Origin of the sequence: Heyndrickxia acidiproducens DSM 23148 (assembly GCF_000374345.1) — a bacterium.
Classification (GTDB): Bacteria; Bacillota; Bacilli; order Bacillales; family Bacillaceae_C; genus Weizmannia; species Weizmannia acidiproducens.
The window spans coordinates 1-14,040 of record NZ_KB894004.1; the positions used below are offsets into that span (position 1 = coordinate 1).

Annotated in this window: 18 protein-coding genes and 1 pseudogene; 5 read left to right on the forward strand and 14 right to left on the reverse strand. The window is 41.5% G+C overall.

Annotated features, from left to right (window positions below; genetic code table 11):
• The 3 genes and pseudogenes from C232_RS20525 to C232_RS0111390 form a co-directional block, all read right to left on the reverse strand.
• Window positions 1–153 (reverse strand): annotated as a pseudogene (locus tag C232_RS20525) (IS607 family transposase); the annotation flags it as partial.
• Entirely contained in the window at window positions 126–350 is a 225-nt protein-coding gene (locus tag C232_RS19100; protein WP_026314587.1) for a MerR family DNA-binding transcriptional regulator, read from the reverse strand. The gene C232_RS19100 and the pseudogene C232_RS20525, both read right to left, overlap by 28 nt.
• Before the next feature lie 100 nt (window positions 351–450).
• Window positions 451–879 (reverse strand): Rrf2 family transcriptional regulator, encoded by a 429-nt coding sequence (locus C232_RS0111390; RefSeq protein WP_018664170.1) that lies wholly within the window; start codon window positions 877–879, stop codon window positions 451–453.
• 147 nt (window positions 880–1,026) lie between these two features.
• Between C232_RS0111390 and C232_RS0111395 the strand changes: the two genes are divergently transcribed.
• Window positions 1,027–1,668 carry an NAD(P)-dependent oxidoreductase gene (locus C232_RS0111395; RefSeq protein WP_018664172.1) on the forward strand — a complete coding sequence of 214 codons (642 nt, stop codon included), beginning with the start codon at window positions 1,027–1,029 and terminating at the stop codon, window positions 1,666–1,668.
• A 100-nt stretch (window positions 1,669–1,768) separates the two neighbouring features.
• On the opposite strand, the gene C232_RS0111400 is transcribed toward C232_RS0111395, so the two are convergent.
• Window positions 1,769–2,272, reverse strand: a complete 504-nt coding sequence (locus C232_RS0111400; protein WP_018664174.1) for a phenolic acid decarboxylase — start codon at window positions 2,270–2,272, stop codon at window positions 1,769–1,771.
• Between the two features lie 113 nt (window positions 2,273–2,385).
• Between C232_RS0111400 and C232_RS0111405 the strand changes: the two genes are divergently transcribed.
• From C232_RS0111405 to C232_RS0111420, 4 genes are all read left to right on the forward strand, one after another.
• Window positions 2,386–2,946: a PadR family transcriptional regulator gene (locus tag C232_RS0111405; protein WP_018664182.1), complete on the forward strand. Its 561-nt coding sequence runs from the start codon at window positions 2,386–2,388 to the stop codon at window positions 2,944–2,946.
• Window positions 2,947–3,186: 240 nt separating this feature from the next.
• Complete coding sequence (locus tag C232_RS0111410) at window positions 3,187–3,549, forward strand: GntR family transcriptional regulator (RefSeq protein ID WP_018664184.1); 363 nt, start codon at window positions 3,187–3,189, stop codon at window positions 3,547–3,549.
• Window positions 3,550–4,248, forward strand: coding sequence for an ABC transporter ATP-binding protein (locus C232_RS0111415; RefSeq protein ID WP_018664185.1), 699 nt, complete (start codon window positions 3,550–3,552; stop codon window positions 4,246–4,248). It begins immediately after the preceding gene.
• Between the two features lie 12 nt (window positions 4,249–4,260).
• The gene (locus tag C232_RS0111420) at window positions 4,261–5,088 is read left to right on the forward strand and encodes an ABC-2 transporter permease (RefSeq protein WP_018664186.1); all 828 of its coding nucleotides are present in this window, start codon (window positions 4,261–4,263) and stop codon (window positions 5,086–5,088) included.
• 106 nt (window positions 5,089–5,194) lie between these two features.
• Here the strand turns inward: C232_RS0111420 and C232_RS0111425 are convergent, their stop codons facing one another.
• The 10 genes from C232_RS0111425 to C232_RS0111475 all read right to left on the reverse strand — a co-directional run bounded on the left by C232_RS0111425 (window position 5,195) and on the right by C232_RS0111475 (window position 13,997).
• Window positions 5,195–5,965, reverse strand: a complete 771-nt coding sequence (locus C232_RS0111425; protein WP_026314588.1) for a DUF817 domain-containing protein — start codon at window positions 5,963–5,965, stop codon at window positions 5,195–5,197.
• Between the two features lie 70 nt (window positions 5,966–6,035).
• Window positions 6,036–6,251 (reverse strand): helix-turn-helix domain-containing protein, encoded by a 216-nt coding sequence (locus C232_RS0111430; RefSeq protein ID WP_018664190.1) that lies wholly within the window; start codon window positions 6,249–6,251, stop codon window positions 6,036–6,038.
• 10 nt (window positions 6,252–6,261) lie between these two features.
• Window positions 6,262–6,738 carry a DUF2975 domain-containing protein gene (locus C232_RS0111435; protein ID WP_018664193.1) on the reverse strand — a complete coding sequence of 159 codons (477 nt, stop codon included), beginning with the start codon at window positions 6,736–6,738 and terminating at the stop codon, window positions 6,262–6,264.
• Window positions 6,739–7,303: 565 nt separating this feature from the next.
• Window positions 7,304–7,723, reverse strand: coding sequence for an arsenate reductase (thioredoxin) (arsC, locus tag C232_RS0111445; RefSeq protein ID WP_018664197.1), 420 nt, complete (start codon window positions 7,721–7,723; stop codon window positions 7,304–7,306).
• A 13-nt stretch (window positions 7,724–7,736) separates the two neighbouring features.
• Window positions 7,737–9,035 carry an arsenic transporter gene (locus C232_RS0111450; protein ID WP_018664198.1) on the reverse strand — a complete coding sequence of 433 codons (1,299 nt, stop codon included), beginning with the start codon at window positions 9,033–9,035 and terminating at the stop codon, window positions 7,737–7,739.
• Window positions 9,036–9,051: 16 nt separating this feature from the next.
• Window positions 9,052–9,396, reverse strand: coding sequence for an ArsR/SmtB family transcription factor (locus C232_RS0111455; RefSeq protein WP_018664199.1), 345 nt, complete (start codon window positions 9,394–9,396; stop codon window positions 9,052–9,054).
• Window positions 9,397–9,766: 370 nt separating this feature from the next.
• Window positions 9,767–11,293, reverse strand: coding sequence for an osmoprotectant update ABC transporter permease/substrate-binding subunit OpuFB (opuFB, locus tag C232_RS0111460; RefSeq protein ID WP_018664200.1), 1,527 nt, complete (start codon window positions 11,291–11,293; stop codon window positions 9,767–9,769).
• Window positions 11,286–12,236, reverse strand: a complete 951-nt coding sequence (locus C232_RS0111465) for an ABC transporter ATP-binding protein (protein WP_018664201.1) — start codon at window positions 12,234–12,236, stop codon at window positions 11,286–11,288. The genes opuFB and C232_RS0111465 overlap by 8 nt, the downstream gene beginning before the upstream one ends.
• Window positions 12,237–12,439: 203 nt before the next feature.
• Window positions 12,440–13,432 (reverse strand): tRNA dihydrouridine synthase, encoded by a 993-nt coding sequence (locus C232_RS0111470; protein WP_026314589.1) that lies wholly within the window; start codon window positions 13,430–13,432, stop codon window positions 12,440–12,442.
• A gap of 343 nt (window positions 13,433–13,775) precedes the next feature.
• Window positions 13,776–13,997 (reverse strand): heavy-metal-associated domain-containing protein, encoded by a 222-nt coding sequence (locus C232_RS0111475; RefSeq protein WP_018664203.1) that lies wholly within the window; start codon window positions 13,995–13,997, stop codon window positions 13,776–13,778.
• Window positions 13,998–14,040: the final 43 nt, after the last annotated feature.

Below are 14,040 nucleotides of genomic sequence, written 5' to 3' on the forward strand. Positions count from 1 at the left end.
ACACATTTCAAAAATAATTTCACTACCGAATCTCAAGAGCCGGTCTTTATAATTCAAAACCAAATGGCTAACTTGATTTAATTCTATTAACCGAATTAGTTCTTTTAATCCAGGCTTATGATAATTTAATCCCGAACCGATATCTTCAATGATCTGGCATAGCTGAAGGCTATTTTTTCTTTTGGCTTGTTTTTCTCATTATTTACATAAGCCAAAACTTGATCTAAATCATAACGGCGATGACCGGCGCTCGATCGGTCAGATTTAATTTTTCCTTCTTTTTCCCAACGTCTAATCGTATCTACGGTTACACCAACCGTTTCAGCAACTTTCCCAATATTCACTCTCATTGGTATACTTCTCCAAAGATCTTGTTTTCTAAATTATATTAAAGATCTATTTATTTAGTCAATAGATTTGATTGCAATTTTATATATTTTTCTTAGCTGTTTAATCCTCTTTTTTGGCAATATCTTTTACCACATCTTTCAATGTCACGTTCCCTAAAACTTTCTCCATTGCGATCTGGGATGCTTCAAATATCGGTTCAATTGTATCTTGAATATTTCTTCCCACAGGGCATTTCGGGTTAGGATTCCGATGGATGCTAAATAACGCTCTGTCCTGGACAACATTCACTGCCTTATAAACATCAAGTAGTGTAATGTCGGACAGGCCTTTTGCCAGTTTTGCCCCTGCTTTTCCCGGATGGACTTCTACTAGACCGGCTTTTTTCAGCATCCCCATGATTTTCCGGATGACAACAGGATTCGTATTGACACTCTCCGCTAAAAATTCTGAAGAACTCACGCCTTCTTTATTGATTTCAATTAAAGCCAATATATGGATCCCGACAGCAAAGCGGCTGCTGATCGACATTTTCAGTCACCATCCTCATGTAATTCATGTGATTACAAGTATAATATAACTTCAAACAAAAATAAATAGCATTGACACTTCCGTATAATTGTAATTATAATTGTTACATGTAACAAAATAAATTACATATCATAGGAGGACTGCCATATGAAAATTGGAATCATTGGCGCCAGCGGGAAAGCCGGCAGCCATATTCTTAAAGAAGCTGTTGAAAGAGGCCATAAAGTCACAGCAATTGTCCGGGATGCATCGAAAATTCAAAACAAACAGGTCGACGTGGTCGAAAAAAATATTTTCGATATCCAATCCGGGGATCTTGAAAAATACGATGCCGTTGTAAATGCATTTGGTGCTGCACCCGGGCAGGAACATCAACACGTGGAAGCCGGCCGGGTTTTGATCGAGGCTTTAAAAGGGGCTCCAAACACACGCCTTATCGTTGTTGGCGGTGCCGGCAGCCTATTTACGGATGAATCAAAAACAGTTCGTGTCATGGATACACCTGATTTTCCCGCTGCCTTCCTGCCAACTGCGAAAAACCAAGGGCAGAATTTAGAAGATCTGCAGCATTCCACCGGTATCCAATGGACATTTGTGAGTCCAGCCGCGTTCTTTGATCCGGCAGGCAAACGAACCGGCTCCTATAAAAAAGGCGGAGATGTGTTAACATTGAATTCAAAAGGGGAAAGCTACATCAGCTATGCAGATTTTGCGATTGCGATCCTGGATGAAATTGAAAATCCACAGCATCAAAATGAACGCTTCTCTGTTGTCGGCGAAGCGGAATAACGGCGCAAGCCAAAAGCAAAACCAGCCTTTCACTTTGAAAGGCTGGTTTTGCTAATTTTTTCACGTTACTTATTTTTTCTTCTTTATCATTTTATGCTGCTTATGAAAATTTTAGTTTTCCTGAGCGGATGTCTTCGGCCATTGTTGCATAAGGTGCCTCTGAAATCACTTTTTCGTTGTTTATGCCTTCATTCTTAATGTAGGTAATATCCGCAAATTCCGGAACAACATATTTCGGGTAAGTTTCGTATTTTTCGCGGGATTCTTCCATTAAATCAATATGGTCATTTTGATAGCAGACCGTGATTTCCGGATGTTCATGCACCCATTTCGGGAAAAAGATGATACCGTGCATCCGCTTATCATTCGGCATGAAGTTCAAGGAAACGTCTGTACCAGTTGGTTCTGTCCAGGAAACTTTAAAAACGCCATCTACGATTTTAACAATATCTGCTTTTTGGTCACGGACCCATCGGCCGCCAACCATTCCGCTGTGGATTCGATAATCGACAGTATCTTGATTTTTTATATAAAATTCATATTCCCAGCCATTTTCATAAGTATAGATCATGTGAGTACCTAAAAATTCTTCTAAAGTTTTCATTGTTTACCTCCTCGTATATCAACCAACATTTAATATTAAACATGTCAATGTTTACATGTTTAATTTACACCTATGCTATAATAATGTCAAGAAAACATGACGGAGGTTATACGATGGCAAAAAGGGTCCTTAAACACGCCATCTTGGGATTGTTGAGAAAACAAGATATGAGCGGTTATGATATTACGGTTGAATTTACAAAAGAAATTTCCCAATTTTGGAGTGCCAAGCACAGCCAGATTTATACCGAATTAAAAAAACTGCTGGATGAAAAACTGATCAAGCAGTATATTGAAATATCGGGCGTCAAACTGGAAAGAAAGATGTACACACTGACGGAAGAAGGAAAAAAAGAACTGGCACAATGGCTGGTGTTCCAGGAGCAAATTCCCGAAACGGAAAAAGACACATTTGCTTTAAAAGTTTATTTTATCAAATACATTCCCCAAGAAAAAATTCTTCCGCTTTTTCAAGACCAATTGGATCAGCGGGAGCAAAAATTATCAGAGTTGAAATCCCGTTACCAGCTTATTTTCGCGCAAAGAGAAGCGGAAATTGAACTAGGATCAGATGAGTTAGGACATTATCTTGTTTTGACAAAAGCCATCTCCAGAGAAGAAAGTTATGTAGACTGGTTGAAGAAAAGCATACAGTTTATCAGGCAAAAAAAGTAAGTTTCTCTTATTCATGATGGGAATTCCAATCATAAAATTATACCGGCTTCGAATAAATAAAAGCAGGCTATTATATTTTCGAACAGGCCCTGATTTCGTGAAAAGTATTTTACGATTTCAGGGCCTTATTCGTTTCGACATGCTAACCAGTTCCTTAAATATTATATGTGTTTGACAATACCACATCCATAGTGTACTATTTATGTGGTACACTAATACACCGTAACTGGAGGTGAAAAGGTGGAATTTAGCAGTACTCTGCCCATTTATATTCAAATCATGAATTTAATTAAGACAAAAGTGGTTTCCGGTGAAATCAATGGAGGAGATAAATTGCCGTCTGTTAGAGAATTATCAAAAGAATTAAAAGTTAATCCAAATACGATCCAAAGAGTCTACCAGGAACTGGAGCGGGAAGGGCTGGTGAAAACGCAAAGAGGAATGGGAACCTTTGTAACAGAAGACAGCTCTACAATCAATCATTTAAAACAAAACATGGCCGCAAACATCATTGACCGTTTTTTTGGAGAAATGAAAAACTTAGGTTTCCAGCCTGCTGAAATCAAACACATGATATCGGAAAAACTTAAGGAGGGAGATTAAATGAAGAATATCGTCGAAATCAAAGACCTGACAAAGAATTATTTTCATAAAAAAGCTCTCGATCAATTGAACTTAACGATTGAGGAGGGAAAAGTCGTTGGGATTTTAGGCCCGAACGGCAGCGGTAAAACAACATTGATAAAAATTTTAACCGGGCTTCTGCGGCAGACAAGCGGGCAGGTTTTGATCGATGGAAAAAAGATTGGAGTTCCGACGAAATCCATTGTTTCCTACTTGCCGGACCGGAATTTTCTCTACAAATGGATGAGAATCAGGGATGCTGCAAAACTTTATCACGATTTTTATGCGGACTTCGATCAAAAAAAGTTTGCTGAGCTGCTGGATTTCATGAAACTGGAAAAACAAATGAAAATTGACACGCTTTCAAAAGGCATGCATGAGAAGCTGAACCTGTCGCTTGTCTTAGCAAGAAATGCAAAACTGTATATATTGGACGAACCGATCGCAGGAGTGGATCCGGTAGCAAGGGATCAAATTTTAGATGCGATCATCAATAATTATAATGAAAATAGTTCGATGATCATTACAACGCATTTAGTAAGGGATATGGAAAGCATTCTGGATGATGTTGTCTTTTTGAAAGACGGCCAGGTGAAATTAACGGGTAATGCGGAGGCGCTCAGGGAAGAAAAAGGGAAACAAATCGATGATATCTATAAAGAAGTTTTCGGGGCTTAGGAGGGAAACCGAATGTTTAAATATATGAAGTATGAATTAAAAGGAACTTACAAGTTTATTTTGGGCGTATTAGCTTTAGTATTCGTCCTCTTAACCGGCATGTACGCCTATTCTACCAGGGCAGACTCGCTGTTTCATTCAGTGGATCTCTTTATGCCGATTGGCGTCATACTTTTATTTGGTGCGGCTCTCACTGCTTTTCTCTACATTGTCGGCTCGTTTCGAAAAGAATTATATGAAGACAGCGGCTACCTAACCTTTACATTGCCTTTGACAGGAAATCAGATCCTTGGCTCTAAACTCATCGCTGCTTTATTTTGGTTCATGGTATTGGGAATCTCCGTTGCACTGTACAACTTTATAATGGTGTTGATTTTCAGCCCATTTGATCTGAATTTATCCAAACTTTTCTCTGCGATTTCGCAAGGCATATCCATTAAAGCCAGCTTTTACATGATATTATCCATGGCTTGCAGCGGTGTCAGTGTGTTACTGCTCATCTATTTTTCAATGACACTCAGCAAAGTAACCTTCCGCAATAAAAAGATTGGCGGCGTATGGTTTGTTATTTTTGTTATCTTAAGCGGTGTGTTAGGCTATATGGATCTGGAAATCAGCAGGCTTATTCCTTATTATTTGGATTTAAACACTTTCCATGTGCAAACGCCTGATTTGCACAATGATCTCTTCCAGGTGCAACACCAAAACAACGGGTTAACCTTGGGCATAAGCTCAGGCTTTGCCGTAACAAATATCGCATCATTTGTTTATAATTTCGTCCTCATGATCGCTTTATTTTTAGGAACGGGATATTTAATTGAGAAGAAAATTAACTTATAAACGCGCTTAAAGGTAATGATAAAGCAGGCAGCAGCGGGAGTTTTTGATACGCCCGCTGCTGCCTGTTTAAGCTTCAGTCCAAAGAAAAATCTTATTCAGCCGGAATCTATCCCTTTGGCATTTTTCCCTTCACTTGCTTTAACGTTGCGACGATAAGAAAACTGACGATCACCAGTAACAGCCATGAACTCACCTTTCCGAGATGGACCGGACTCCAGGCATCTGTTTGGTCGGGATATTCCCAGGCGCCGAAAAAGGTTGCGATATTTTCAGCAATCCAAATAAAAAATCCGATAAGAACAAAAGAGAGAGCGAGCGGCATGCGGTAACGGGCTCCGTTCACCTCGTATATCACCCATGTTCGCCAAAAAACAATCAGGACAAGACCGGATAACCACCAACGGACGTCAATCCAAAAATGGTGCGTAAAAAAATTCAAGTAAATCGCAGCGGCAAGAGGCAGAACTACCACAAATGACGGCCATTTCACCAATTCAACCTTTAACCTCCTCCATGCCTGGCAAAGATAACTCGCAACACTTGCGTACATGAAGCCGCTATACAAAGGGACGCCGAAAATCTTAACGTATCCTTTTTCCGGATAAGACCAGGAACCCATATGCACCTTGAAAATTTCAAGTGCAAGCCCAACCAGGTGAAACAATGTGATGACCTTCAGTTCGTCCCATGTTTCAAGCCTGGAACGCACCATTCCCCATTGCATGAAAAGGCAGATGATGAACAGCCAGTCATACCGCGGCAGCAAGGGCAGCGGGATGATTTTTGTAAGAGCCAGAGAGGCAAAAATCACGACAGGAAATATACAGGAAAGGGCCTGCTCCCAGCCAAAACGGAAGAGTTGTCTTAATGCCCGCATCATATGCGCCTTCAACGTTTTTTCCGGGTATTGCTTTGGATGGTTATGTTCATTGGCAAGCCCCCCCCTTTTACTCCTCATCGGTGTCCCGGTATTCTAAAATATCTCCGGGTTGGCATTCCAGAGCCTTACAAATTGCGTCTAATGTTGATAATCGAATGGCTTTTGCCTTTCCGTTTTTCAATATCGAAAGATTCGCCATTGTGATACCAACCCTCTCCGAAAGTTTTGTGACGCTCATTTTTCTTTTCGCCAGCATCACGTCAATATGAATAATAATCGCCATTGTTTTCACCTCAGACCGTTAAGTCATTTTCTAATTTAATATTGATCGCTTCTTGTAAAAGCCTTTGGAGAACAGCAGCAAAGACCGCAATCACCATAGAAGCAAAGACAGGGATCATTCCGATTATGATGAGACCCGGCGCATCGTCTTTATCTGCCAACAGATAAACGAATGGCATCACGGCCACATACAAGGCTCCGACAGTGATGGCACAGTATTTGATCTTCTTTAAAGTTTCTACAGAAATTTGCGAGAAGGCTCTGTTTTTGTCAATATAACTTAAAAGTCTAAAAGCCTTATACAATGCGATGTAAAATGGGAATGCTGATACATATATACCTATTAAAATGGGATAAAGTATGTAGGCATAAGCTTGATTTACTGGATGTTGAACCAACCAGTACACCCCAAAAATACCGAAAGCAAGAACCGGCATTCCGATAAGAAAAACAGCTATCTTCAAAAAGAGTGTGGATCCTCGTTTCATGAAAAACACCTCACAGGTTTATGTTGATTTGATTTTAGCATGTTTTTTATTGATTTTCAATAAATTATTATTGATTTTGATTATATCCTTGTTGTTTTAAATAATTATTTAACTTTATGATTTTCCGGCACCTTCCCGTCGTTTCCTTCCTCAAATCATGCTTGAGCGTTGCCACTTTTGGCTGCACGCCTTCTTTTTATATGACAGAAATAAATTATTTCCCAAAATAAAGCGGAGAAAAGGCCTCATGATGACGATAATAATTACGTGAAAAAGGACCGACCGATTTATACAATGAAAATCATGATGGGATAGATAAAATTATTGGTTGGAAACCGTTTAATCTTATTTTGATCAAGGATTGAAGACAGACGAAAAAAACAAAAAAGCCGGACCCGCTTTGGATCCAGCTAAAGTTCAAAAATTAGATTAGGATGGAACACCCGTATACAGTTTGATTCTCCCTGGACTGCTACTACTTTAGATACCAACTCTTTGTTCAAAATTAAAGTTACAGTGAAATAATACTTCAATTGTTTCTTTCAGCCGTTTAAATGATTTCTACTCATTCTCCAGTTTCCGCAAACCGTTTAATTCTTTCGCCGATTTCATCCCGGACACGCTGGAATACGCCCCAAACTTCTTCAGGAGTTCCTTCTGCCTTTGCCGGGTCATCAAAACCCCAATGAACCCGTTTCACTTTCGGTGGTGTCATCGGGCATCTCTCATCGGCATCTCCGCAAAGCGTCACAACAAGATCCGCGTGATTTAGATAATCCGGGTCAATCAATTTCGAGCGCTGGCCGGAAATATCAATTCCTACTTCTTTCATCGCCTTTACTGCATTTGGGTTTAAGCCGTGTGCTTCTATCCCTGCACTCCGGACTTCCCACTTATCGCCCAGATATTTTTTTGCCCAGCCTTCCGCCATCTGGCTTCGGCATGAATTTCCTGTACATAAAAAGTAAATTTTTTTCTTTTCCATTATCAAATCCCCTTTAAAATAGGAGCAGGGTGATCCATAATCCCAGCAGCGTGATAAATAAAATTGGAATGGTTAAGGTAATACCGGTTTTAAAATACGTACCCCATGAGATTTTAACGCCTTTTTGCGATAAAACATGGAGCCACACAAGTGTTGCCAGCGAACCGATCGGGGTAATTTTCGGACCGAGGTCAGACCCGATAACATTTGCGTAAATCAATGCTTCCCGGATAGTGCCGGAAGTGTGTGTTTCTGCAATCGCTAAAGCATTGGTCATGACAGCCGGCATATTGTTCATGATCGAGGAAAGAAATGCGGCAATATAACCCATGGCAATCGTGGCAATGAACAGACCATTATTGGCAGAAGCCTCAATGACTTTGGCTAAAGCTGCAGTAAACCCGGCATTGCCCAGTCCGAAGACAACCACATACATCCCAATCGAAAAGAAAACGATATTCCACGGCGCTCCTTTTATAACAGCCTTTGTACTAATCGCATGGCTGCGGCCTGCCATGATCAGGAAGAAAATTGCAATCGTACCGGCAATCAGTGAAACTGGTACATTGATAAATTCACTCCCCAAATAACCGGCCAGGAGGATACTGAGCACATACCAGGATAGATGAAACATCTTTAAATCCCGAATCGCCGTTTTTGGCTCCTTTAGTTTTGACAAATCATACTGTCTTGGAATGTTTTTACGGAAGTATACCAGCAGTACTGCGATCGTCGCAGCAAATGAAAACAAATCCGGAATCATCATTCTTAATGCATAATCAACAAATGGGATATGGAAAAAATCCGCCGACACGATATTCACCAGATTGCTGACAACTAGCGGCAGTGAAGTCGTGTCTGCGATAAAACCGCTTGCCATCACAAACGGAAAAATCATTTTTTCTTTGAAATTTAAGTTTCTGACCATCGCCAAAACAATCGGCGTCAAGATCAACGCCGCACCGTCATTGGCAAAGAAGGCAGCAACAATGGCGCCTAAAACGCTGATATAAATAAACATTTTAATGCCGTTGCCCTTTGCGATTCTTGCCATATGTAAGGCAGCCCATTCAAACAGGCCGATCCCATCCAAAATCAGAGAGATGAGAATAATGGCGACAAAAGACAGGGTGGCGTTCCAAGTAATGTGAATGACCTCCATCACATCATGAAAACCAACGACCCCTGTGATCAGCGCCAATATGGCTCCGCCAATCGCCGGCCAGCCGATGGACAAACCCCCGGGCTGCCAGATGACAAACACCAATGTTGCAACAAAAATGAGAACAGCGAATAACAAAGTACCCGACAAACTGATGACCCCCAAATTAGCAGCAGGAATTCCTAATGCTTAATTTTTTTATTTCTTCCAGTTTCTCCTCTTGAGCCGGTAATTGGTCCAGGATTTGTTTCACAAATGGATAATATTCACTCGTTTTGCGGGTGGAATAATACACCCACTGCCCCTTTTTCTCTTCCTGCACCAAGCCCATGTCCTTAAGTTTTCGGAGATGCTGGCTGATGGCCGGCTGGCTCATTTGAAAAACCTCTACAAATTCACAAACACAGCATGTTTCCCCATCAAGAATTTTCATCATCGACAAACGGGTTTTATCGCCCAGCAATTTTAAAATCATGGCGGCCCTGTCTAATTCAATCGCCGTATTGTGCATATCATTCACCTCGCTCTTTACATTAATATATAACAATACACTTATATATACAACTTAATAGGCCGATGTAATTGAAGTTTTTGAATATAGAAGAAATAAATCAGCCATCAACAAACTGCCATAAAATTTACATTTGACACTTTGGAATTCCAAAATCAAGGTTTATCGAGTGAAAGGATTTTTTCATCTTTTTTCCTAAAAATCCGGGAACATTGTATGAGGACAAGGAATTGTGATTAACGGACCCTGAAATCGCAAAAGTTAGTGATTTCGAAAACAGGGCCCGTTTGCTAAAAGCTTATGATTGTCTGCTAAATATCCACAAGATGATACAGCGGATTTTGAAACTGCAAGCAATTAGTGCTATTTATTATTTCTTTTCCTTTATTAATTCCGCCTTGATTAGAAAATTTCTTGCAACATCTTTAGCCCTTTTTCCCTGTACAGCAACTTCGTAATTCATTTCCCGCATCTCGCTGTCCGTGATTTTACCGGCAAGTTTGTTCAGTGCCGGCACGATTTCCGGGTGCTTGTCCACCGTTTCCTGCCTTAATAGCGGTGCTCCCTGGTACGGGGGAAAAAAGTGCTGATCGTCTTCCAGGACCTTCAAATGATATTTTTGCAGTTCGCCATCAGTCGAATAAGCGTCCATCAGGTTAATCTTTCCTTTTTTCATCGCAGCATATCGGACGGATGACTCCATCGTCACAAGCGAATTAAAATAAAGGCCGTATTTTTTGGACAGGCCGGGGTAACCGTCGGGACGGTCTGTAAACTCCCGTGTGAAGCCTGCTTTTACATCCTGCCTGACCCTTGCTAAGTCCGATATCTTTTCAAGATGGTATTTTTCGGCAAAACTTTTCGAGACCGCTAAGGCATAAGTATTATTGTATTGCATTGGCTTCAGCATAACCATATTAAATTTATTGGACAAACCTGTTTTCGCCTGTTTATATACCTCTCCGCCGTCTGTGCTTACCGGTTCCTCCTTCAAAAACTCCGAAATGGCTGTTCCGGAAAATTCCGGATAGATATCAATATCTTTTGATTTTAGTGCATTGTAGACAAAAGATGTACTGCCGAGCCCTGGCTTTAATTCCACTTTTAAGTCTGTATTCTCTTCAATCAACAGTTTATACATATTGATCAGAATTTCCGGCTCCGATCCAAGTTTACCCGCAACCTCAATTTTCTGTTGGCCGTCCGGATGAATGAATGTTGAACCGATAACCAGCAACATCATAATGGAAAAAGTTGAATCTGTAATGATGACGTTTTTAAATGAAACTTTTTCAAGCTGCCGGAGTAATACATCGAGAACAATCGCCAATAAGGCGGCCGGGACAGCGCCAAGAAAAATAAGCGTATAATCATTGCGGTCTATCCCGAGCAGGATGATATCGCCCAAACCGCCTGCACCAATAAGGGCCGCAATCGTCGCAGTACCGACAATTAAAATAGTGGCTGTCCGCACCCCTGCCATCATAACAGGCATCGCTAAAGGAAGTTCCACTTTCAGGAGCCTTTTTCTTCTGTTCATTCCCATCGCATCTGCAGCTTCCACCAAAACAGGATCCACTTCCTTGATCCCGGTATATGTATTCCGCAAGAGCGGCAGCAGGGCATAAGCCACCAACGCAATCACGGCTGGCACCGTTCCAATTCCAAATAAAGGAATCAACAAACCAAGCAGTGCTAAAGACGGGATCGTTTGTAAAACCGCTGTAATCCCAATGATGATTTCGGCTATCCTTTGCTTGTGTGTTAAGTAAATGCCTAAAGGAATGGCAATCAGGATTGCGATAAAAAGGGAAATCAGGGAAATCTGGACGTGTTCCCATAGGGCACTGAGCAATTGCCCCTTCCTGGTTGAAAAAACTTCTATTACATTACTCATGGAACCGCCCTCCCTCTTTTACATATTGAGCCACCCGGCGGAGCAAGTTTGAACGGTGGATCATGCCGATTATCCTGCCGTTTTTTTCGACGGGGACGGCCTCAGCTTCCGATATTCGTTCAAGCAGCTCGTTCAAAGGCATCGTATAAGGTACAGGCTGTTGGCCATGTAATACAGTTTCTCCGGCAGAGGTAAGCAGGTCATGCCAATCCGGATTTAATTTTTGCATTCCGACAAATTCGCGGACAAAATCATTTACCGGATGGGATACAATTTCTGAAGGCGTCCCGATTTGCACTACTTGTCCATCTTTCATCAAGCATACCCGGTCGCCCAGTTTCATGGCTTCCTTCATATCATGCGTGACAAATACAATCGTCTTTTTAATGGTCCGTTGAATCTTTAGCAAATCATCCTGCAGTTTTTCACGGCTGAAGGGATCAAGGGCACTAAAAGGTTCGTCCATTAACAGAATCTCCGGGTCTGCTGCCAATGCCCGGAGTACGCCGATCCGCTGCTGCTGGCCGCCGGAAAGTTCACCGGGTTTCCGGTTGCGGTAAGTTGAAGGCTCGAGGCCAACCATATGCAGGAGCTCATCCACACGTGCTGAAATTTTTTTCTTGCTCCATTTTTTCATTTCCGGCACAACTGCGATATTTTCCGAAATTGTCATGTGCGGGAAAAGTGCAATTTGCTGCAGGACATACCCGATCCCCCAGCGAAGTTCGTGAATATCATAGTCATGGATGGGCTTTCCATTGATCGACACTGTACCGCTTGAAGCCCCTATCAGCCTGTTGATCATTTTTAAAGTTGTCGTTTTTCCACAGCCGCTCGGACCGATCAAGACAAAAAACTCCCCGTCTTTAACCTCTATGTCAAGTAATTTCACTGCCTCGGTTCCATCGTCATATTGTTTTGATACTTGTTTAAATGAAATCATTGAATTTCCCCTTATTAATTTTTCACTCGTCCCGGGTCTGGAGCGGAAAAGACCCTGAAATCGGATCTCTTTATTGTCCCGAAAACAGGGTCTGTTCGCTAAAAGTTTATGATTAGGCGAGTACATTGCAAACCTAAATCCATGAATGCTAAATCTTCTTACCCTGATTGAATGCTTGATGCCCCTTCAACATTGAGGGGCCATCAATCTACTGTCTCCCCCGTCCCCTCAAACATCTTTAACTCAAAGTGATCGAGTAATGCACGGACTTCATCCGTTGACGCTGTGCTCATCAATTGATTTCTTAATTCACTCGCGCCCCGGAATCCCTTGACATAAATCTTAAAAAAGCGATGAAGCGGTTTGAATGGTCGCGGCTCTAATTCGTTTGAATATTGGTCATGAAGATCAAGATGCAATCTTAAGAGATCAAGCAATTCTTTAGTGCTATGCTCTTTTGGCTCTTTTTCAAAGGCAAATGGATTTTTAAAAATACCGCGCCCGATCATCACCCCGTCAATACCGTATTGATAAGCGAGCCTCAGGCCGGTTTGGCGGTCAGGAATATCCCCGTTGATCGTCAAAAGTGTATCCGGCGCCACCTGGTCACGAAGTTTTTTGACCTCCGGAATCAGCTCCCAATGGGCATCAACTTTGCTCATTTCCTTTCTTGTCCGCAGATGAATGGAAAGATTCACGATGTCTTGTTTCAATACATGTGTCAGCCACTCCCGCCACTCATCTACATCCGTATAACCAAGTCTTGTCTTCACACTGACAGGCAATCCTCCCGCTTTTGCAGCTTGTATGATTTCGGCAGCGACTTCCGGACGGCGGATCAGCCCGCTTCCTTTCCCTTTGGATGCTACATTCGGCACAGGGCAGCCCATATTGATGTCCACACCGCTAAATCCGAGTTCCGCTACACCCATACTCATTTTCCGGAAATATTCAGGCTTATCCCCCCAAATATGTGCCACAATAGGTTGTTCATCCTCTGTAAAAGTCAAACGCCCGCGCACACTCATGCGTCCTTCCGGGTGACAGAAGCTTTCCGTGTTTGTAAACTCTGTAAAAAACACATCGGGTCTGCCTGCTTGACTCACGACATGGCGAAAAACAACATCCGTCACATCTTCCATTGGTGCAAGTATAAAAAATGGCCGTGGTAAATCACGCCAAAAATTTTCTTTCATATTCAAATTCAATCCTCTCATAATGGGATACCCGGTCAAACGCTCTCCCAAAATCATAAAACAAAAATGTACCTGTTTCTTTTACACTTATACCACGCCTAAGCCGTTTTTATCAAACTGTAGTAAATTTTGAATATTATAAACATAGTGATTCACAAGCAAAAAAACCTAAGCAAAGGGAACTTGGGGCATAGGTATCCAGGTTTCCACTGTTCCGGATTTCATCATCTTTATTTTACTCATCACAACACTCATTATCGAAATTTCTATTATGTACAAACCCCTAAATTCGTGAAAATAAAAAAAGGCTGAGACCCCACATCGGATCTCAACCTTATGCGAATCAATTTGTTTTCACCGTTTTCACTTCATAGCCTAATTTTTCAATTGTTTCCTTCAACTCATCTGCTGAAACTTTCATTTCGTCAAAGTCCACTTTTGCTTTGCTGGCATTGAAAAGGACTTTTGCTTTTTCCACGCCATCGACCTTGTCTAAAGTACTTTGTATTTTCTTCATACATGATGGGCAGGTTAATGTTTCTAATTGCATGACTGCTTTCGCCATTTTCATTTCCTCCTTTGATATCTATATATTAAGTGATCTATTT